The organism is Catenulispora sp. GP43, assembly GCF_041260665.1.
Taxonomy (GTDB): Bacteria; Actinomycetota; Actinomycetes; order Streptomycetales; family Catenulisporaceae; genus Catenulispora.
This window is the reverse complement of record NZ_JBGCCT010000028.1, coordinates 75,986-95,469: the sequence shown is the minus strand read 5'-3', so window position 1 is coordinate 95,469 and position 19,484 is coordinate 75,986. Positions and strand designations below refer to the sequence as shown.

General features: G+C 73.5%; 18 protein-coding genes. 8 read left to right on the top strand and 10 right to left on the bottom strand.

Annotated elements, in window-relative coordinates:
- Positions 1–172: 172 nt before the first annotated feature.
- Positions 173–1,024, bottom strand: coding sequence for a chaplin (locus ABH926_RS40335; RefSeq protein WP_370371465.1), 852 nt, complete (start codon positions 1,022–1,024; stop codon positions 173–175).
- Positions 1,025–1,180: 156 nt separating this feature from the next.
- The gene (locus ABH926_RS40330; RefSeq protein WP_370371463.1) at positions 1,181–1,780 is read right to left on the bottom strand and encodes a YbhB/YbcL family Raf kinase inhibitor-like protein; all 600 of its coding nucleotides are present in this window, start codon (positions 1,778–1,780) and stop codon (positions 1,181–1,183) included.
- Here ABH926_RS40330 and ABH926_RS40325 point away from each other — a divergent pair.
- Positions 1,779–2,723 carry a helix-turn-helix transcriptional regulator gene (locus tag ABH926_RS40325; RefSeq protein ID WP_370371461.1) on the top strand — a complete coding sequence of 315 codons (945 nt, stop codon included), beginning with the start codon at positions 1,779–1,781 and terminating at the stop codon, positions 2,721–2,723. The two genes, ABH926_RS40330 and ABH926_RS40325, sit on opposite strands and share 2 nt — an antisense overlap.
- A gap of 74 nt (positions 2,724–2,797) precedes the next feature.
- Here the strand turns inward: ABH926_RS40325 and ABH926_RS40320 are convergent, their stop codons facing one another.
- Both ABH926_RS40320 and ABH926_RS40315 read right to left on the bottom strand, forming a co-directional pair.
- Positions 2,798–3,370: a DinB family protein gene (locus ABH926_RS40320; RefSeq protein WP_370371459.1), complete on the bottom strand. Its 573-nt coding sequence runs from the start codon at positions 3,368–3,370 to the stop codon at positions 2,798–2,800.
- A 54-nt stretch (positions 3,371–3,424) separates the two neighbouring features.
- Complete coding sequence (locus tag ABH926_RS40315) at positions 3,425–4,357, bottom strand: A/G-specific adenine glycosylase (RefSeq protein ID WP_370371458.1); 933 nt, start codon at positions 4,355–4,357, stop codon at positions 3,425–3,427.
- 131 nt (positions 4,358–4,488) lie between these two features.
- Between ABH926_RS40315 and ABH926_RS40310 the strand changes: the two genes are divergently transcribed.
- Both ABH926_RS40310 and ABH926_RS40305 read left to right on the top strand, forming a co-directional pair.
- Positions 4,489–5,208, top strand: a complete 720-nt coding sequence (locus tag ABH926_RS40310) for a hypothetical protein (protein WP_370371456.1) — start codon at positions 4,489–4,491, stop codon at positions 5,206–5,208.
- A 185-nt stretch (positions 5,209–5,393) separates the two neighbouring features.
- A complete protein-coding gene (locus ABH926_RS40305; RefSeq protein ID WP_370371454.1) occupies positions 5,394–6,197 on the top strand; it encodes an alpha/beta fold hydrolase in 804 nt (267 codons plus the stop codon).
- A gap of 85 nt (positions 6,198–6,282) precedes the next feature.
- Here ABH926_RS40305 and ABH926_RS40300 read toward each other — a convergent pair whose 3' ends face one another.
- Both ABH926_RS40300 and ABH926_RS40295 read right to left on the bottom strand, forming a co-directional pair.
- Positions 6,283–6,690: a hypothetical protein gene (locus tag ABH926_RS40300; protein ID WP_370371452.1), complete on the bottom strand. Its 408-nt coding sequence runs from the start codon at positions 6,688–6,690 to the stop codon at positions 6,283–6,285.
- Complete coding sequence (locus ABH926_RS40295; RefSeq protein WP_370371581.1) at positions 6,691–6,771, bottom strand: TetR family transcriptional regulator; 81 nt, start codon at positions 6,769–6,771, stop codon at positions 6,691–6,693.
- 60 nt (positions 6,772–6,831) lie between these two features.
- Between ABH926_RS40295 and ABH926_RS40290 the strand changes: the two genes are divergently transcribed.
- Positions 6,832–7,713: an MFS transporter gene (locus ABH926_RS40290; protein WP_370371451.1), complete on the top strand. Its 882-nt coding sequence runs from the start codon at positions 6,832–6,834 to the stop codon at positions 7,711–7,713.
- Here ABH926_RS40290 and disA read toward each other — a convergent pair.
- Positions 7,672–8,730 (bottom strand): DNA integrity scanning diadenylate cyclase DisA, encoded by a 1,059-nt coding sequence (gene disA, locus ABH926_RS40285; protein WP_370371579.1) that lies wholly within the window; start codon positions 8,728–8,730, stop codon positions 7,672–7,674. The two genes, ABH926_RS40290 and disA, sit on opposite strands and share 42 nt — an antisense overlap.
- Before the next feature lie 145 nt (positions 8,731–8,875).
- Entirely contained in the window at positions 8,876–10,282 is a 1,407-nt protein-coding gene (gene radA / locus ABH926_RS40280) for a DNA repair protein RadA (RefSeq protein WP_370371449.1), read from the bottom strand.
- 193 nt (positions 10,283–10,475) lie between these two features.
- On the opposite strand from radA, the gene ABH926_RS40275 reads away from it, so the two are divergent.
- Together ABH926_RS40275 and ABH926_RS40270 are read left to right on the top strand one after the other, a co-directional pair.
- On the top strand, positions 10,476–11,777 hold the full coding sequence (locus ABH926_RS40275) for an RNA polymerase sigma factor (RefSeq protein WP_370371448.1): 1,302 nt from the start codon (positions 10,476–10,478) through the stop codon (positions 11,775–11,777).
- Positions 11,778–11,948: 171 nt separating this feature from the next.
- On the top strand, positions 11,949–15,014 hold the full coding sequence (locus ABH926_RS40270; protein WP_370371447.1) for a hypothetical protein: 3,066 nt from the start codon (positions 11,949–11,951) through the stop codon (positions 15,012–15,014).
- Positions 15,015–15,164: 150 nt separating this feature from the next.
- Here the strand turns inward: ABH926_RS40270 and ABH926_RS40265 are convergent, their stop codons facing one another.
- Together ABH926_RS40265 and ABH926_RS40260 are read right to left on the bottom strand one after the other, a co-directional pair.
- Positions 15,165–16,691, bottom strand: a complete 1,527-nt coding sequence (locus ABH926_RS40265) for a sialidase family protein (RefSeq protein ID WP_370371445.1) — start codon at positions 16,689–16,691, stop codon at positions 15,165–15,167.
- Positions 16,692–16,821: 130 nt separating this feature from the next.
- Positions 16,822–17,565 carry a hypothetical protein gene (locus ABH926_RS40260; protein WP_370371443.1) on the bottom strand — a complete coding sequence of 248 codons (744 nt, stop codon included), beginning with the start codon at positions 17,563–17,565 and terminating at the stop codon, positions 16,822–16,824.
- A 59-nt stretch (positions 17,566–17,624) separates the two neighbouring features.
- Here ABH926_RS40260 and ABH926_RS40255 point away from each other — a divergent pair, with 59 nt between their 5' ends.
- Positions 17,625–18,554 (top strand): Ppx/GppA family phosphatase, encoded by a 930-nt coding sequence (locus ABH926_RS40255; protein WP_370371441.1) that lies wholly within the window; start codon positions 17,625–17,627, stop codon positions 18,552–18,554.
- Between the two features lie 5 nt (positions 18,555–18,559).
- Positions 18,560–19,480, top strand: a complete 921-nt coding sequence (locus ABH926_RS40250; protein ID WP_370371439.1) for a sugar phosphate isomerase/epimerase family protein — start codon at positions 18,560–18,562, stop codon at positions 19,478–19,480.
- Positions 19,481–19,484 lie beyond the last annotated feature (4 nt).

Genomic DNA, 19,484 nt, shown 5'->3' with positions numbered 1-19,484 from the left:
ACGGCCGCCCACCCCGTACGCGGGTGAGCGGCCGTCGTCATGTCCAGTGTCCTGACCACGGGCCCGTTCCGGAGTGACGTCGGCTCCGGCTGGGGGCGTCCCCGTGGTTGCGCTGCTGGACGTGGGGTGGAGCGGGCGGCCGACGCTCACGGCCGCCGGGTGGTCGTGCGGTTCAGGACGCCGGCGGGGCCGGGATGGCCGGGGCGGCGGTGTCCGCCGGGGGCGCGGGGATCTCCGAGGACTGGGGCGTGGCGGCGGCGTCCGAGGGCGGGGCGGTCTCGGAGGCGGAGGGAGACCAGGTGTCCGAGCCGGGCGGCGGGCACTGGCCCGGGGGCGGCGGGGGGCAGGGGTTCACCGGCGGCGGGGCCATCACCGGCGGGGGCTGCGGGCACTCGGACGGCGGGGGAGTCATCACCGGCGGGCGCGCCATCACCGGCGGGGCCATCTCGGGGGCGCCGTTCACGCAGTGGTTGTCCTTGGCCGCGGTGTCGAAGCCGAGCAGCGAGACCGCGTCGCCGCAGGCCTGGACCGGCGCGTCGGCGGACAGCTGCAGCACGTTGCCGGAGACCAGGCCGGGGGAGTCGGCCGCCGCGCCCTTGGCCAGGGCGTGCGTGCCCTCGTCCACGCAGTCGTTGTCGTGGGCCTGGACATCGGCCGCCAGCGCGCCTCCGGACAGCCCGCAGGCCTGGACCGGGACGTTGGCCGCGACCGAGCCGACGTTGCCGGAGACCGCCCCGGGGCTGTCGGCGGCGACGCCGTCGGCCTTGGCCGTGGCGTCGTCGGTCAGGCAGTCGTTGTCGCGGCTGCCCACCATCCCGGCGGCGGCGGCGCCGGCGTCCCCGCAGACCTGGATCGGGACGTCGGCGGGGACCTGCGCCACGTTGCCGGAGACCGCGCCGGGGCTGTCGGCGGCGGCCCCGTGCGTGGTCGCCGAGTCCTGCGCGGCCGCGATGCCGGCGTAGCCCATGACCAGCGTGCCGGTCGCGGCCGACAGCAGCAGGCCCTTCCTTGCAAAGGCGTGCATGGATGTACCTCAGATGTCGTCGAATTCGAGGAGCCGAAGGTCGGCTCTCGGGCCTCAACGACACTTTCGGAACTCCGGTAACGGACATCCGGCCTATAGACGGCCGAATGTCCACCATCCGGCAGATACCGAGGATTTTTGTTACGCGCCGATCATCTATTGCTTCGCGTTGACCACCATCTGCGCGACCCCGATGGTGTGCCGGCCCAGCACGAATCCGGAATACGCGGTGCTGGTCCCCTGGCCCGGCAGCCCGATGCTCGCCGTGTCCAGCGCCAGCACCCGGATCTCGTAGTGGTGCACGACGTCGCCGGCCGGCGGGCACGGCCCGTCGAAGAACGCGTCGCCGAAGTCGTTCAGCCCGGCCACGGTCCCGGCCGGCGCCGGGGCCTGGCCCCCGAACGTGCTCGCGGTCGCCGGGATGTCCCAGGCGCGCCAGTGCGAGAACCCGCTGCCCGTCGGGGCCTGCGGGTCGAACATCTCCACGGCGAAGCTCTTGGTCCCGGCCGGGGCGCCGGACCAGCTCAGCCGCGGCGCGGTCGTGTACCCGGTGCAGACCTCGGAGGCCGGGAAGACCCCGCCGTCGACCAGGTCGGGGGAGCTGATGTGGAAGTGCGCGGCGTCCTTCGGGATGCCGCTGCGGACCGGGCTGTAGCCGAACCGGTCGTGGACGGCGGCGTACGCGGTGGCCGCTCCCGCGGCGAACATGGCGGCGGACGCAACCCCGGCGACGGCGATCTTCGTCTTCTTCATCATGGGTCAAGAGTTTCGAGTCCACGGGGAATCACTGGGAGAGTCTTCGAAACCTGGTATTCCGCGTACCACCCGCCAAAGCACGCTCGGCGAGTTCCTGACCGCCATGCGCGGCCGGCTCGCGCCGGAGGACGTGGGCCTGCGCAGCGTCGGCCGCCGCCGCACGCCGGGCCTGCGCCGTCAGGAGGTCGCCGAGCTGGCAGCAGTGAGCATCGACTGGTACATCAGGCTGGAGCAGGGGCGCGCCGGCGCCCCCGGCTCGGCGGTCCTGGACGCCCTCGCCGAGGCGCTGCGCCTGTCCCCGGTCGAGCGCGAGTACCTGCACCTGACGGCCCGCGGCGAAGCGCCGCCGCGGCCGCTGCCCGACCGGCGGGCCGGCGTGACCGTCTCGCTGCGCGCGATCCTCGACGGCATGCCGATGCTGCCGGCGTACGTGCTCGACCACAGCTTCGACATCCTGGCGTACAACGCGGCGGCCACCGCCATGTTCGGCGACGGCTTCGGCCACGGCACCGCCTCGAACGCCGCCCTGATGCTGTTCCTGGACCCGGGCTGCCGCAGGAGCCAGCTGTCCTGGGACCAGATCGCGCGCGAGACGGTCGGGGCGTTGCGGGCCAACGCGGCGAAGTACCCCGACGACCCGCGCCTGCACGCGGTGATCGCCCGCCTGCGCGCCGGCCACCGCGCCTTCGCCGGCTGGTGGGGGGACCACACCGTCGGGGAGCGCAGCAGCGGGATGAAGCGCGTGGCGCACCCGACCGCGGGGGTGCTGACGGTGGGGTACGACATGCTGACCGCGCCGGAAGCCTCCGAGCAGCGGCTGGTGGTGGTGACGCCGGTCGGCGCGGAGACGGAGCAGCGGCTGCGGGCTTTGGTGACCGCCTACTCGCGGCGGGTCGCGTGTGAGGGGGCGGAGATGGGGGAGGCTGCGGTGCTGGCGGGGTGACCGGCTTTCGCGCGCGATAGCGGAACGGAATGCGGAATCAGAGAATCAGCTGTCGGATTCAGCCGGCTGCCGGCTCATCGGGGGTCGGCAGCCCTGGCCGCCGCTTCGATCCTCGCACGCAGCGTCTCCCGCGCCGCGACGTCGATCGGCTCCTCGTACGCGGCCGCGTACCCGGTCCGGCCGTCGATCTGCTCGCGCATGATGTCGGCGTGCCCGGCGTGGCGCGCGGTGTCGTCGAGCATGTGGACCACGATGGCGAACAGCTCGGTCTCCGGCCGCGGCCACCACGGCACGTGTCCGGGCGCGTCGGCCGGCAGCCCGCTGATCGTCGCGTCGGCGTGCGCGCAGGCCCGCCGGTAGCGGTCGACGATCTCGGCGCGGGTCTCGTCCTCGGCCGCCCACATCTCGCTGCCGTCGGAGTCCTGCCACCGCGGCAGCGGTTCCGGGAACGGCCGCCCGAAGACCTCGCCGAAGTACCGGGACTCCCACAGCGCGAGATGCTTGATCAGGCCCAGCAGGTTGGTGCCGGTCGCGGTCATCGGGCGGCGGGCGTCGTACTCGGACAGGCCGTCGAGCTTCCAGACCAGGGCCTCGCGGCCGCCCTTCAGGCGCCGGTGGGCCAGATCCTTCGCGGATTCAGCGGTCATGGAGCACGAGCCTGACAGTCGGGCCGCAGCGAGCTCAACGCATATTCACATTCCTCAATGGGCCAGCGCGAACATCTCCCCCTCCATCTCCGCGACCAGCCCGTCGCTCACCAGGCTGGCCAGCGCCCGCTCCCGCTGCGCGACGTCCCGCGTCCACGCCGCCTCCAGTTCCTCGCGCGGCACCGGGCCGTGGGTGTCGCGCAGTACCGCGAGCAGCCGACCGCGGGCCTGGCGGTCCGTGCCCTCGTAGGTCTGCCCGCGGCGCGGGGGCCCCACGTACGCGGGCTTGCCGTCGGCGACCCAGCGGCAGAGCCCGGAGACCGGGCAGGTGCCGCAGCGGGGCGCGCGGGCCGTGCACACCACGGCGCCCAGCTCCATGCTGGCGGCGGCCCATTCCGCGGCGTCGGGGGCGGCCTCGGGCAGCAGGGCGGTGGCGATGCGGCGGTCGGCGGGGGTGGTCGCCGCGGCCGGGAACTCCGTGCCGGTCACCACGCGGGCCAGGACGCGGCGCACGTTCGTGTCGAGCACGATGTGCCGCTTCTGATACGCGAACGAGGCGATCGCGCCCGCCGTGTACTCGCCGACGCCCGGCAGCGACCACAAGTCCTCGTACGTGTCCGGCACCACGCCGTCGAAGGCCTCCTCGACGGCCGTGGCGGCCGCGTGGAGCCGCTGCGCGCGCCGCGGGTACCCCAGACGCCCCCAGGCCCGCACGGCCTCGCCCACGGGCTCGGCGGCCAGGGCGGCCGGGGTCGGCCAGCGTGCGAGCCAGGCCTCGTAGACCGGCAGCACGCGGGAGACCGGGGTCTGCTGGAGCATGAACTCGCTGACCATCACCGCCCACGGTGAGGCGTCGGGGCGGCGCCAGGGGAGGTCCCGGGCCTCGGCCCGGAACCAGTCGACGACCCGTTCGACCAGTTCGGCACCCTGTTCGAAGCCTGCGAGGTCGGTGGGGCCGCGGTCGGGCCCGGTCGATCTTTGCGCCATCTGACGATCGTACGGCGAGGCGTGCGGCACGCCGTGGCGGCGGCCCCGTAGAGTGACCCTTCGTGGGTTCGCTTCGAAATCCCGTCGGATCTCTCGCGCCCGCCGTCTATTGGCGGCGGCGCGTTTTGGTTGTGCTGGCTGTCGTCGCCGCGTTGGCGCTGGTCCTCTATGCGTGCTCGGGTTCGGGCTCCAAGAAGAATCAGCCGGCCGGCGACGGGAAGAGCAGCAGCCCGGCCGCGTCGTCGTCCTCGACGCCGACCGCCGGGGGCGGCTCCTCGTCAGCCGGGGCCAACGGCGGGGCGTCCGGCGGTGCCTCGTCGAGTGCCGGCGCGCCGGCCGGCGGCGCCAGCGGCTCGACTTCGCTGCCCGGCGGGGTGAACGGCGGGGTGGTCGGCACCACCGGCGGGGCCTCCGGCGCCGGTCCCGGCGGCAGCACCAGCGGCCCGGGCTGCCAGCTCAGTGTGAGCCTGACCTCGCAGGAGTCGGCCTACGCCAACGGGGTCAACCCGCAGTTCACGGTCGCCGTGGTCAACAAGGGCACCTCCGACTGCGACGTCGACGTGAGCCCGAAGTCGCTGGTCCTGAACGTCTACTCCGGCCTGGACCACGTCTGGTCCTCGGCGGACTGCGCGACCGGCGGCAAGGATCTGCGTGGCATCGCCCCCGGCGCGGTCCAGACCGTCACCTACACCTGGAACCGCACCCGCTCCTCCGCCGGCTGCGCACCGGGTGGCAGCCCCGCCGCGCTCGGCACGTACTACGGCGTGGTGAGCCTGGGCGCCGGCAGCGGCCCGAACGCGCCAGCCGCGCAGAGCCAGCCGAAGACCTTCGAGCTGAAGACCGGCAGCTGAACCGGAAGCCGGCCGGCGGCAGACAGCTGACCGCCGGTGGCTGACAGCTGACAGCTGACCGCCGGCGGCGCGATGGGCCCCGCGGCTCGCCGAGAAAAGATCGGCGGGCCGTGTCGAGAATGGGGAGCCGGCTCCGACCACCTGACGGAAGCACCCCAGAGCCCACCTCAGGAAGGCTGATCGCCATGACCGACCACATCACGTCAAAGGACGGCAGCACCATCGCGGTCGACTCGCTCGGCAGCGGGCCCGTCGTGGTCCTCGTCGGCGGTGCCTTCAACGACCGCAGCACGGTCGCCGGGGTCGCCATGGAACTGGCCCCGCGCTTCACCGTCGTCACCTACGACCGCCGCGGCCGGGGCGAGAGCACGGACGCGGTGCGCGAGGCCGGCGGCGGCTTCGACGTCGCCGCCGAGATCGACGACCTGGCGGCGGTCATCGAGCACGTCGGCGGGCACGCGCACCTGTTCGGCCACTCCTCGGGCGCGATCCTGGTCCTGGAAGGCGCGATGCGCGGCCTGCCGGCGGACTCGGTGGCCGTCTACGAGTCGCCCTACCGGGCCGACCCGGACCTGCCGCACCCGCCGTCCGATCTGCTGGACCGGCTCACCGCCATGGCCGACGAGGGCGACCGGGACGGCGCGGCGAGCGCTTTCTTCACCGAGGCCATCGGCCTGCCGCCGGAGATCGTCTCGGGCATGAAGCATGGCCCGACCTGGGCCTTCTTCCTCGACAAGGCCCCGACGCTGCCGTACGACGTGGCCCTGTCCCGGCCGTGGGAGTTCGTCGACCGGGACCGGCTGGCCGCGCTGCGGGTGCCGGTGCTGGCCGTCTACGGGGACAAGACCGCCCCGGGCCTGATGGCCGGCGCGAAGGCGGTGGCCGATTCGGTGCCCGGCGCGCGGCTGGTCGTGTTGCCGGGCGAGGACCACGGCGTGCTGCAGCACCCCGAGGCGCTGGCGCCGACGCTGGTCGAGTTCTTCGGCTGAGCCGCGGATCCCTGACGGAGACAGACAGCGGAAGCCGCCCCGCGTCGCTGGAGAGCGGCTTGGCGGCGGTTCGGTCGCAGCAGGCTCAGTCGCCGGTCCCGGGCGGCGGGGGCAGTAGCAGTTCCGCCAAGCGCCGCCCCTGCCCGGCCGGGCCGTCAGGGCCCAGCGCGTGGCCCGAAGCGAGCATGCCTTCCAGAACCAGCGTCAGCCGGTCGGCGAGGCCGGCCGGGTCCTCGACCGCCAGCGCGCCGGTCAGCTCGCCGAGGCGGGCCCGCAGCCAGTCCTTGCCCGCGACGGCGTTGCGGTGGGCCGGCAGCTCCGGGTCGGGGAACTCCGCGAGCGCCCGCATCATCGTGCAGTCCTGGAACCGCTCGGCGGCGATCTCCCCGTAGGCGGCGTCGAAGACCGCGATGATCCGGTCGCGCGGATCCGGTCCGGCCGCGGCGACCGCGGTCTCGATGATGGCCCGGAAGCCCTGGTCGGCCTCCTCCACCTAGGCGCCGATCAGGTCGTCCTTGGAACCGAACAGGCGGTACAGCGTGGTCGGGGCGACTCCCGCCTCGGCCGCGACCACGTCTACGCCGGTGGCCCGGACGCCCTTCCCGTAGAACAGGTCCCCGGCGACACGGAGGACGTGGGCCGGGCGATCGGGATCGTCGTCGCCGGTGCCGCCGTGTCGGGGGCGCTCGGGCTGCCGCTGGGGACGCTGGTCGGTCAGACCCTCGGCTGGCGCGGCTCGTTCGCGGCGATCGTGGCCGGTGCGGTGGTGACGCTGATCGGGACGCTGGCCCTGGTCCCGTCCGTGCCGTCCGGCGGCGCCGGTGCCGGACACCAGGCCCGGTACGCCTTCGCGCCCAGGGTGCTGGCCGTGCTGTTCCTGAACTTCATCGTCTTCTCGACGGTGTTCGCGGTGCTGACCTACCTGGTGCCGTTCCTGCAGAAGGTCACCGGCGTGTCCGGGGCCATGCTGAGCGTGTTCCTGCTGGCGTACGGCGCGGCCACGGCGGCCGGTTCGTTCGGCGGCGGCGGGTTCGCCGATCGGAACGCCGGACGGGCCCTGCTCGTCGGGTCCTTCGGGATCGCCGGTTCGCTGCTGGCGCTCTGGTTCGTCGGCTCGGTCGCGTGGCTGGTGGCGCCGGTGCTGCTGGTCCTGGGCCTGTCCTTCTACGGCATCGTGCCCTCGCTCCAGGTGCGGGTGATCAGCCTGGCCGGCCCCGGCGGCCAGCTCGCGCAGTCGCTGCCGGTGTCCGCTGCCAACGTCGGCATCGCGTTCGGCGCGTTCGCCGGCGGGATCGCGATCGGCCACAGCGCGTCGGCCACGGTGCCCACCGGGCTGGCCTTCTCAGTGGCCACCATCGCGGTCGCCTGGGCGACTGGCTTCCTGAAGCCGCCGGCGGCCGCCGTTGCGCAGACTGCCGTTGCGCAGACCGCCGCTCCGCAGGCTGTCACCCCGCAGACCGCCGCTCCGCAGAACTCAGACGTACCGCTCGAGGATCGAGGACTCCGCCAGCCGTGACAGCCCCTCGCGCACCGACCGGGCCCGGGTCTCCCCGACACCCTCGACCCGCTGCAGGTCGTCGATGGAGGCCGCGAGCAGCTTCTGCAGCCCGCCGAAGTGCTCGACCAGCCGGTCGATGACCGCGCCGGGCAGCCGCGGCACCTTGGCCAGCAGCCGGTAGCCGCGCGGGGAGACCGCGGACTCCAGCACCTCCACGCCGCCGCCGAAGCCCATCGCCCTGGCCACCTGCAGCAGGTCGAGCAGCTGGGTGCGGTCCAGGCCGCCGAGGTCGTCGGAGACGTCGGAGACGGTGCGCGCCTTCTTGCCGGTGCGCTCGGGCAGGTAGTCGCGGGCGATCAGGTCGCGGTCCGGGTCCACGCCGGCCATCAGCTCGTCCAGCTGCAGGGACAGCAGCCGGCCGTCCACGCCGAGCTGGACCACGTAGCCGGCCACCTCGTCGGCGATGCGGGTCACCATCTCCAGGCGCTGCGCCACCGCCGCCACGTCGCGGACCGTCACCAGGTCCTCGATCTCCAGCGCCGACAGCGTGCCGGTGACCTCGTCCAGCCGGAGCTTGTAGCGCTCCAGCGTGGCCAGCGCCTGGTTCGCCTTGGACAGGATCGCGCCGGAGTCCTCCAGCACCACGCGCTGGCCGCGCAGGTAGAGCGCGATGATGCGCATCGACTGCGACACCGACAGCACCGGGAAGCCGGTCTGCTTGGCGACGCGGTCGGCGGTGCGGTGCCGGGTGCCGGTCTCCGCGGTCGGGATCGCCGGGTCCGGGACCAGCTGGACGCCGGCGCGCACGATGCGGGAGCCGTCGCTGGAGACCACCACGGCGCCGTCCATCTTGCACAGCTCACGCAGCCGCTGCGGGGAGAACTCGACGTCGAGCACGAAACCGCCGGTGGCCATCTCGTCCACGAGCTTGTCGAAGCCGAAGACCACCAGGCCGCCGGTGTTGCCGCGCAGGATGCGCTCCAGGCCGTCGCGCAGCACGGTGCCCGGGGCGACGGTGGACAGGATCGCCGACAGGGCGGCGCGTTCGGAGGCCTCACCTGTCACTGTGCGAATCCCATCCTGCTCTCGTTGTTCCCGCCCCGGGTGCCCGGGGCCCCCATGTGCCGCTCGTCCCCGGTCTCCACGAGCGCGGGAAGCAAACGGTCGTAGTGTCTCAACCTTACCGGCGCGAGCCGGTCGCCACGGCGTGAAGCGCTGCCCGGACGTCGCCCACTTCGACGATCGACAGCCCCGCAAGGTTCCCGCCGTATTCCTTGCCGTCCGGATCCGGCGGGACCAGCGCGGTCTTGAAGCCCAGCCGCGCGGCCTCGGTGAGCCGCCGCCGCACCCCGGTCACCGGCCGCACCTCGCCGGCCAGCCCGACCTCGCCGATGGCCACCACGCCCTCGCCGACCGGCTCGTTCACCGTGGCCGAGGCCAGCGCGAGCAGGGTGGCCAGGTCCGCGGCCGGCTCGGTGAGCCGCACGCCGCCGACGGTCGCGCTGTAGATCTCCGAGCTCGCCAGCCCGGCGATGCCGCCGCGCTGCTGGAGCACCGCCAGGATCATCGCCACCCGGTTGGTGTCCAGGCCCGAGGAGGCCCGGCGCGGGGTCGGGGCGCTGGTCTTGGTGACCAGCGCCTGCACCTCGGCGACCAGCGGCCGGCGGCCCTCCAGGGTGACGGTGACGCAGGTGCCCGGGACCGGGACCGGCCGGCGGGACAGGAACAGGCCCGAGGGGTCGGACAGGCCGCGGATGCCGGTGTCGTGCATCTCGAAGCAGCCGATCTCGTCGCTGGCGCCATAGCGGTTCTTCGCGGCGCGGATCAGGCGCAGCGAGGAGGCGCGGTCGCCCTCGAACTGCAGGACCACGTCGACCAGGTGCTCCAGGATGCGCGGGCCGGCGATGCTGCCGTCCTTGGTGACGTGCCCGACCAGCACGCACGCCATGTTGCGCTCCTTGGCGTCCCGGATCAGCGCGGCGGCCACCTCGCGGACCTGGGTCACGCCGCCGGGGGTGCCGTCCACCGCCGCCGAGGCGATGGTCTGCACCGAGTCCACGATGACCAGCCGCGGCCGCACCGCCTCGATCTGGCCGAGCACCGAGCCCAGGTCGGTCTCGGCGGCCAGGAACAGGTTGGGGTGCAGCGCCTTGATCCGGTCGGCGCGCAGCCGGACCTGGGCCGCCGACTCCTCGCCGGTGACCACCAGGGTGGTGGCGCCGGAGGCGGCGTAGGCGGCCGCGGCCTCCAGCAGCAGGGTCGACTTGCCGATGCCCGGCTCGCCGGCCAGCAGGACCACCGCGCCGGGCACGATCCCGCCGCCCAGGACCCGGTCCAGCTCGCCGACGCCGGTCGGGACCGCGGCGGCGTCGTCCACCGCGACCTCGCCGATCGGGCGGGCCTTCTGGGCCGGCATGGTGGCCACGGTCTTCGGCGCGGACTTGGCGGCGCCGCGTTCCTCAACGCTGCCCCAGGTCTGGCACTCGCCGCAGCGGCCGACCCATTTCGCGTACTGTGTGCCGCACTCGGTGCACTGGTACGAGGCCGCCGAGTCGGCCTTCCGGGCGCGGGAGTTGGCGGTCGGCATGAGGCCACGGTAGCGGTCGGCTCCGACATGGTTCGGGCGGCCGCCCGGCCACCGCGGGGGCTCCTCGCGTACGCGCGCGGGATAAATCGTGCGGTATCTATCGGTGTAAACAGGGTGATTTCGACGCCAACCTCTGGTCGAATGCCCTGATCCACTGGCTAGTTGTCGCTCGAATGGCTTAACGTCTGGGGCCGTGACTGACCGGGAAATGGTGACGGCGCTACGCGCGGGGGATCAGCTCGCCATCGGGCAGATCTATGACACATACGGCGCGCGCTTGTATGCATATTGTTATGACCTGCTCGCCGATCACGAGCTGGCCGCCGACGCGCTGCGTGACGCGTTCATCGTCGCCAACAGCCGGATCCGCGAACTGGCCAACCCCGACGAGCTCGGCGCCTGGCTCTACGCGCTGAGCCGCCACGAGGCGCTGCGCCTGGGGGTCTCCGACGACATCCCCGCCGACGCCGCGCAGGGCACCCGCAACGACCGGTTCGCCCGGGCCGCGCTGGACGTCTACGCGATGCTGCCGCCGGAGAGCCGCGAGATCCTCGACCTGGCCTTCCGCCACCGGATGGTGGACGGCGACCTGGCGCTGGTCATGGACATGTCCGAGGAGCAGATCGGGCAGGTCGTCCAGGACGCCCAGGACGACCTGGAGAACGGCCTGACCGCGGTGCTGGCCAACCGGGTCGGCGACCCGCGCTGCGCGGAGATCGCCGAGCTCGGCAAGCGCTTCGACCGGCTGGACGGCAAGGGCGTGGAGCCCTGGCTGGACGCGGTCTCCCGGCACGTGAAGGCCGACCAGGCCTGCGCGGACCACATCGAGAACCGGCGCCCGCTGCGGCTGTTCGAGGAACTGCCGCACGCGTTCGTCCCGCCGGGCGTGCGCGCCCGGGTGCTGGACACCCTGCGCGACCCGGCCGGCGCGGCCTTCTGCCAGCGCATCGCCACCCGGGCCGGCGCCTTCGACGAGTCCGGGTTCCCGACCGCCGGCGGCAAGTCCGGCGTGGGCGGGGCCCGCAAGCTGCTGCCGATAGCCGGTATCGCGCTGGTGGTGCTGGCGGTCGGCGGCGTCGCGGTCGCGATGGCCGGCGGCGGGGGCAGCAAGGGCGCGCCGGCCGGGACCGGGACCACGACGTCGGCGTCGTCCTCGGCGGCCGGTACGGACACCAACGGCGCCTCCTCCTCGGACGGCTCCTCGACGGCGCCCACGACACCGCAGTCCACGGACTCGGCGACGGGTTCGGCCACCGGCACCGGCGCCGTGCCGACCGGCGGCGGGCAGGACACCGGGTCGACGCACCACACGACGGCGACCACTCGGCGCTCGACGGCGACGACCTCGCACACGACTTCCTCGCCGAGTAAGAAGCCGACGACGTCGGCGAGCACGAGTCAGCCGGTGCCGCCGCCGACGTCGAACCAGCTGCCCAGCAACACCACCAGCTCGACGACCGACACGCCGCCGCCGACGAGCGCCACCTCCAGCTGATCCGCCCCGCGCGCGCCACGGCGCGCGCGGCCGGGCGTGCGCCGAGTGCGTGTCGCTCGGTCGAGTGACGTCGGTGTTTGGTCACGGCCCGAGCCGCAGAACCCCTCGAAGGGGGCAACCTGGGCCGATTATCCCGATCAGCCCACCGACGCATGTCTAACGTCGGCTGGTGTGAAAGACCACGACTCGAACGCCACGGATCCCCTGGATCCCGCGGACCCGGTGAACCGGGACAGCGTCTCCGACAGTTGGGGGCGCGCGGCGGCCTACGACGCCTATGCGGACGGTCTGCACACCTACGCCCTCGGCGGCCTGCGCCACCACGAGGCCGCGGCCTCGGCGGTGTACTGCGCCTTCGTCGCCGCCGACCACCACGTGGCGCACCTCGGTGACGCCGAGATGCTGCGGCCGTGGCTGTACGCGATCACCCGGCACTACTGCCGGGCCGGGAAGCTGCCGCGGCTGCGCCTGGCGGCGTCCCCGGCGGCGGGCTCAGCCTCGGTCGTGGCGCCTGCCGCCAAGGACGCGTCGATGGCCGAGCTGGAGCGCACCCTGCTGTCGGCGGAACTGGCCTCGCTGGACTGGCCGGACACCGACGGCCTGACCGCGGCGCACCGCGAGGTGCTGGAGCTCTCGGTCCGCCACGGGATGGAGAGCCGCGCGGTCGGGATGATGCTGGGCAAGCCGGCGGCCGAGTCGTTCGAGGTCCTGTCGCAGGCCTGGCACGAACTGGAGCGCTCGCTGGCGGCCCTGGCGCTGCTGCGCACTTCGCGCTCGCACTGCCCGGACCTGGCCGCGCTGGCCGCGGGCTGGTCGGGCCGGCTGACCGCGCAGCGCCGCGAACCGCTGGTCGCGCACGTCGACGCCTGCTCCCGCTGCCAGTACCACCTGCACAAGGTGCTCGGGGCGCCGCAGGCCCCGTCGATCCTGCCGCACGTCCCGGCGCCGCGGGAACTGCGCGAGCGGGTCCTGGGCGACCTGCTGGACAGCACCCCGGAGAAGGCGGCGGAGAAGGCCGCGATCGCCACCCGGCTGACGCGCTTCGACCCCTTCGGCTTCCCGGCGATAGCGACGCCGCGGCCGCCGTCGGAGCGTCCGCAGCACCAGCCCCGCACCGCCGCCCCGATGCCGGTGGAGCGCCGCCAGCGGCGCCTGGGGGCGCTGCTGGCCGGCCGCGTCTCCTCGGCCGCCGCGGAGGCGGTCGCCGGCGAGGTGGCGACGGCCCCGGAGCGATTACGCACCCCGGCGCCCGCGTCCCCCGACGCGAAGACGCCGGCGAACACGATGGACGAGGGAAGTGGTCTCGATGGTGCTGTTGTGAGCGCCGGAACCGAGCGGCGCCGCCGGCTGCGCCGCGGGTCGGCGGAGCTGGACGAGGGGCCGATCGCCCCGCGCCGGGGACTGGCCGCCGATGCCGGGGCGCCGCGACGGGGTGGTGCGGCGACCGGGGACGAGCGGGCCGCGGGGGTTGCCGGGGTCGCGGAGTTCGGGGCCGAGCGGGGCGGCCTGGCCGAGGATCTGTTGCAGCGGGGCGGTCCGGCCGAGGGGTGGTCTGCGGGGGAGGGTTACGAGCGCGGTACCGAGGGCTTGCCGCAGCGGCGGTCCGCCCGTGCGAGCTTCGACCGCGACGATCGTGCCGAGGCACTGGCCGGCGGAGCGTTCCCCGAGCCCGAGCCCGAGCCCGATCGCGAGCCGGCCGCCCTTCCCTGCACCGAAGTCCTCGCCGGCCTGCGCGCCGAAGATCTCGTCGCCTCCTTCGGCCCGGCCCGCGATTCCTCCATCGAGGACACGCTGATCACCGCCCGCACCGCGCGCGAGCCCGGCGTCTTCGACGACGTCCGGCCGGTCCGCCCGGTCCCCACGCGGACCCGCGGCCCCGTGCCCCGCAACTCTGTCGCCGCGGCCGTCGAGGGCCGGCGGCGGGGGATCGAGGCCGTGCGGCGGGGGGTCGCCCCGGTCGGCGACGCGTATGAGGCCGCCGCGAGCGCCGCCGCGTCGGTGGCCGCCGGCGATCCCGCCGGGGCCCGGGTGCCGCCGATCGCCCCGGTGGGAGTCATGCCGACCGCCGTCATGCCCTTGGGCATGATGCCCGGCGCGCGGGCGGCGCACGACGCCACTCGCGTCTTCACGCGGCCCATGGGCGGCGCGCCGGACCCGCGCCGGCGCAACCGGCCGGGCGTCAAGTCCGCGCTGGCCAGTTCCGCCGTGCTCAGCGGGGTCGGGGCGGCCGGGGTGACGGCCTTCGTGCTCTTCGTGCCGTCCTCGCCGGCCGGCACCAAGACGCTGTTCACGCCGCCGGATCCGGGCGCCAACAGCTCGCAGACGCCGGACTACCCGCGTCCCAGCTCCAGCCCGGACGCCGGGCCCGCGCTGCCGGTGGCCGGCAGCGTGCGCTCCGGCGGGCTGCCCGGCGGGGACACCGTGACCGCGCAGGTGGTCGCGGCGGTGCTGCCGACGACGCCCTCGTCCTCGGCGCCCACCGCCGGGAGCAGCCTGCCCTTCAACGGCCCGGTGGACCCGCCGCCGTCGCAGACCTCCGCGCCGTCGCAGGACCCGAGCGGGGACGCGCAGCTGCACATCAGCGTGTCGCAGCGCTCGAACAACCCCGGCGACGTGGACGTGACCCTCTGGAACTCCGGCACCTCGCCGATCAGCTGGGCCGCGTCCCCCGACGCCTCCTGGCTCAGCCTCAGCGCCACCTCCGGCATGCTCGCCGGCGGCGCCCAGACGTCGGTCCACATCCTGGTGGACTCCTCGGCCGCACCGAGCGGCCCCTGGACCGCGCACGTGCGCTTCGACCCCAGCGGCCAGATGGTCTCGATCAACGGCGTCGGCGGCTCCGGCGGCGGTTCGAGCAGCCCCAGTGGCCCGACCGGTCCGAGCAGCCCGAGCAGCCCGAGCGGCGGCTCGCCGTCCGGCCCGTCCAGCACGCCGCCCACGAACCCGAGCAGCACGCCCTCGGGGACGCCGACCAGCCCGGTGAGCAGCCCCAGCACGCCGCACAGCTCGGCGCCCTCGAGCCAGAGCGCGAGCGGCCCGAGCAGCCCGAGCAGCCCGGGCGGCCCGACCTCGTCCAGCAGCGCCCCGTCGCGCGGCCCGAGCTCACCGGGCGGTCCGAGCACGTCCGGCGGATCGAGCACGTCCGGCGGCCCGAGCTCCTCGGGCGGCTCGACGTCGCCGACGCCCACCGGCACCAGCCCCGCACCCAAGCCCTCGCATCGCAAGCCGCTTCACTGATCGCCATCCGCCATTACAGAGGCGGAGATCGCGGCCTATAAAGGCGGCCCACAGACGCTCCGGCACCCGCCGCGCCGGAGCCCCGGAAGGCGCTCGACGTGTCCCAGCCCGTCGGGCGCCTTCCCTTTGTCCGCTACCGGAAAAGCCCCGCTACCGGTTCATCACCCGCGCTGCGTGCGTGGACGGCGCCGCGTGTGCGGCGGGCGTCCGGCCGTCCCCGCCGGCCGCCGAGAACGGCCCGACGAATACCCCGCTGTACACGTCGGTGGCGTGCTGCGGCGCGTTCAGCGAAGCCACGAACACGTTCTGCTCCCCGAGCGGACCGGCGGGCGTCATGCCCTCGTAGTCGCCGAGCATGTACCCGCCGGCGTTCGGCGCCAGGAGCCAGTCGAACGCCGGCGTCAGCTGCCGCTCGGTCGCCAGCCGCGGGTCGCCGAACGGCAGCACCTTCAGGAACCGCGCCGTCGGCAGCGTCGTGGTGTCGCCGGCCGGCAGGTAGCGCAGGTCGTAGTACGACACGCTCACCGTGCCCAGCGCGTCCACGGAGACCACCGGCGTGAACGCCGGTACGCCCGGCTTGCTCACCAGCTGCGGCGCCGTCCACGTCCGGCCGCCGTCGGCGGAGGACACCAGCTCGGCCTGGTCGTACTTCCCGCCGCTGAAGTCCGAGCCCTCATACGTCAGCCAGATCCGGCCGGTCACCGGGTTCACCGCGACCGCCTCCAGGCCGCCGCCGGCCCGCAGCGCCTTGGTCGGATCGTTCGGGTCCACCTCGGCCACCGAGGAGTCGGGGGTCACCGGGGTCGGCTTGGACCACGTCGCGCCCTCGTCGGTGGACGACACCACCGAGTACGTCGAGCTGATCACATTGTCGGCGTTGGCGTCGGTGTACTCGATCAGGTTGAAGAAGTCGTAGAGCGTGCCGTTCGGGGCCTCGGTGACGATGTTGCCGATGGTCTGGGTGAACGGCGCGACCGCCGAGGTGTCGACCAGGGTCGCCGGCTTCGACCAGGTCCTGCCGTGGTCGTGGGTCACGGAGATCAGCGCCGGGCCGGTGAAGCCGTTGTCCGAGGTGTCCAGCCGGTCCCACACCTGATAGGCGACACCGGGATGCGACTGGTCCGCGGTCACGGAGTTCTTGTCGTCGCCCAGGTTCGGGTCGTCGTCGGCGATGATCGGCTGCGCGTACTTCCACGTCGCTCCGCCGTCGAAGGACGTCGCCCCGCCGACGCCCGAGCGCGGTGTGTTCTCGTCGAACTGCAGGGCACTGCTGTACGCGACTCCGTCCGGTCCGAAGCTCACCCACAGGTCGGAGATCCGGTGGTAGTCGTTCGCGCCGGAGCACTGGCCGAACGGCAGTGTCCCGACCGTGTAGTGGGTGCCGTCCGAGGTCCAGGCGTAGTCCCCGGCGTGGGCGCCGCCGTCGCTCCAGCGGTCCTGCTGCCAGGTGACGATCGCGCGGCGGGGCTGGCGCGGGTCGACGGAGACGAACGGCTCCGTGGTGGTGTTCGGATAAAGGGTGCCGGTGGCCGCGCCGGCCGTGCAGTCCACGACCGGGTTCGCCGGCGAGACCCGTTGCACCGGACCGGAGCCGGAGCCGGCACTGGCGCTGGCGCTGGCCGTGACGAGGGATGCGGAGGCGGCCAGGGCGGTCAGTAGCACCATGACAGAACGCATACTGGGCAAACTAGGGTTCTCAATGGTGCGTGGCAATGGTCTGATTCGTGGAGAACCAGTGAGGAGTGCCCCGGATCAGACCGGGATCAGACCAGGATCAGGTCGGAATCAGGTCGGAATCAGAACGGGCTCAGGCCGGATCGGCCGGATGCGGAGCGACCAGCACCCGCGAGGCGTCCCGCGCCTCGCACAGCCCGACCAGCACCTCGTAGGCCTTCTCGCCCATCATCTCGGTCAGCTCCGGGCCGTAGGACACGTAGACCGGCTCGCGCCCGACGTGCGCCTCGGTGGCCCCGGTGCACCACCAGTGCAGGTCGTGCCCGCCGCCGCCCCAGCCGCGCCGATCGTACTCGCCGATCGAGACCACCAGCACCTCGGTGCCGTCCGGCCGCTCCACGCGGTCGTAGGAGCGGCGTACCGGCAGCTGCCAGCACACGTCCGGCTTGGTGGTCAGCGGGTGCACGTCCTCGCGCAGCGCCAGCGCGTGCAGCGAGCAGCCCTCGCCGCCGGCGAAGCCGGGCCGGTTCAGGAAGATGCAGGCGCCTTCGACGACCCGGGTCTGCTTGTCGCCGTCCTCATCCTTCTGAGTGATTCCGAGCTCCAGGCCGACCGACCGGAACTGCCAGGTCTCGTCGGTGAGCCGCTCGGCGGCCTTCTCGACCCGCTTTCTGTCGGCTTTGTCCGAATAGTGGGCACCCAGGGTGCAGCAGCCGTCGGAGGCCCGGCCGGGCCGGATCCCGCCGCAGCCGGCACCCCAGATGCAGGTCCAGCGCGAGCACAGCCAGGTCAGATCGGCCCGGTAGAGCTGGGCGGCGTTGTCGGGGTCGGTGAACTCCACCCACTCACGGGGGAAGTCGAGCGGTACTTCAGGCACCGCACAAGCCTACGCGGTCGGCGCGCTCGGCCGTGGGAGGCCGGGTAACGTATCGCGATATGCGCCTCGGAGTGTTGGACGTCGGATCGAACACGGTCCACTTGCTGCTGCTGGACGCGCACGTCGGCGCGCACCCCATCCCGGCCTTCTCGCACAAGGTCGAGCTGCACCTCTCCCAGCTCACCGACGACCGCGGGGCCATCGTCCCCAGCGGCATCGAGCGCCTGTGCTACGTCGTCGCGCATGCCCTGCGGGTGGCCGAGGACAAGGGCGCCGAGGAGATGCTCGCCTTCGCCACCTCCGCGGTCCGCGAGGCCGCCAACGGCGACGAGGTGCTGGCCAAGGTGCGCGAGGAGACCGGCGTCAACCTGGAGGTGCTCCCGGGCCCGGACGAGGCGAAGCTGACCTTCCTGGCCGTGCGCCGGTGGTTCGGCTGGTCCGCCGGCCGGCTCCTGGTCCTGGACATCGGCGGCGGCTCGCTGGAGATCGCGGTGGGTCTGGACGAGCTGCCGGACGTGATGGAGTCCATGCCGCTGGGCGCCTCCCGTCTGACCCACGACCGCCTCAAGGGCGATCCGCCCGGTCCCGAGCAGATCCGGGAGCTGCGCCGCTACGTGCGCCACGAGATCGCCAAGGGCGTCTCCCGGGTGGCCCGGGCCGGCCGCCCGGACCGCGTGGTGATCACCTCCAAGACCTTCCGCCAGCTGGCCCGGATCGCCGGCGCCGCGCCCTCGGCGCAGGGCCTGTACGCGCCGCGCTCGCTGCGCGCCCGGGACCTGACCGAGTGGGTGCCGCGGCTGTCGCAGATGTCGGCGGCCCAGCGCGCCGGGCTCCCCGGGGTCTCCCCGGGCCGGGCCGGGCAGCTGCTGGCCGGCGCGGTGGTCGCCGACGCCGCGTTCGACCTGTTCAACGTGGAGGTCGCCGACCTGTGCCCGTGGGCGCTGCGCGAAGGCGTCATCCTCCGGCGGCTGGACTCCCTTGTAAGCTGAGGCGCGTGACCTTCAGGACCGACAGCACCGGGACGACGGAGCAGGTCACCACACCGAAGGTGGGCCTGTCGACGTCGTCGGTCTACCCGGAGTCCACGCGCTACGCCTTCGACGTGGCCAACCGCCTCGGCTACGACGGCGTCGAGGTCATGGTCTCGATCGACCCGGCGAGCCAGCACCCGGACAAGATCCTCGAGTACGTCGACGCCTACCAGATGCCGGTGTTGTCGATCCACGCCCCGACCCTGTTCTGGCTGAACCTCAAGCGGGTCTGGGGCTCGGATCCGTGGGAGAAGCTGAAGAAGTCCCGCGAGGCCGCCGAGCGGGTCGGCGCCAAGGTGGTCGTGGTGCACCCGCCGTTCCGCTGGCAGCAGCCCTACGCCGAGGAGTTCGCCGAGGGCATCAAGCGGCTGAATCAGGAGTCGGAGGTCCGCTTCGCGGTCGAGAACATGTACCCGTGGCGGGCTTCCACCCCCGACATCTTCGGACGCCTCCCGCGGATCAAGATGCCGCGGATGGAGCGCGAGGGCGAGGCCTACTTCCCGGGCTGGGACCCCACCGAGACCGGCTTCGAGCACTACGTCCTGGACCTGTCGCACACCGCGACCGCCCGCAACGACGCGCTGGCGATGTACGACCGCATGGGCGACAAGCTCGTCCACCTGCACCTGGCCGACGGCACCGGGCAGAACAAGGACGAGCACCTGGTGCCCGGCCGCGGCTCGCAGCCGTGCCAGGAGGTCCTGGAGCGGATCGCGCGCCGCGGGCTGGCCGGCGCCGTCGTGCTGGAGGTGAGTACTCGGCGCGCGGAGAACGATCTGCAGCGCGAGGAGGACCTCCGCGAATCCCTGGTCTTCGCCCGCCGCGCTCTGGCGAGCGTGCGGGAGGAGGCGGAGCCGCGGGCTCTGCCGGTGTCCGACTCATAGGGGA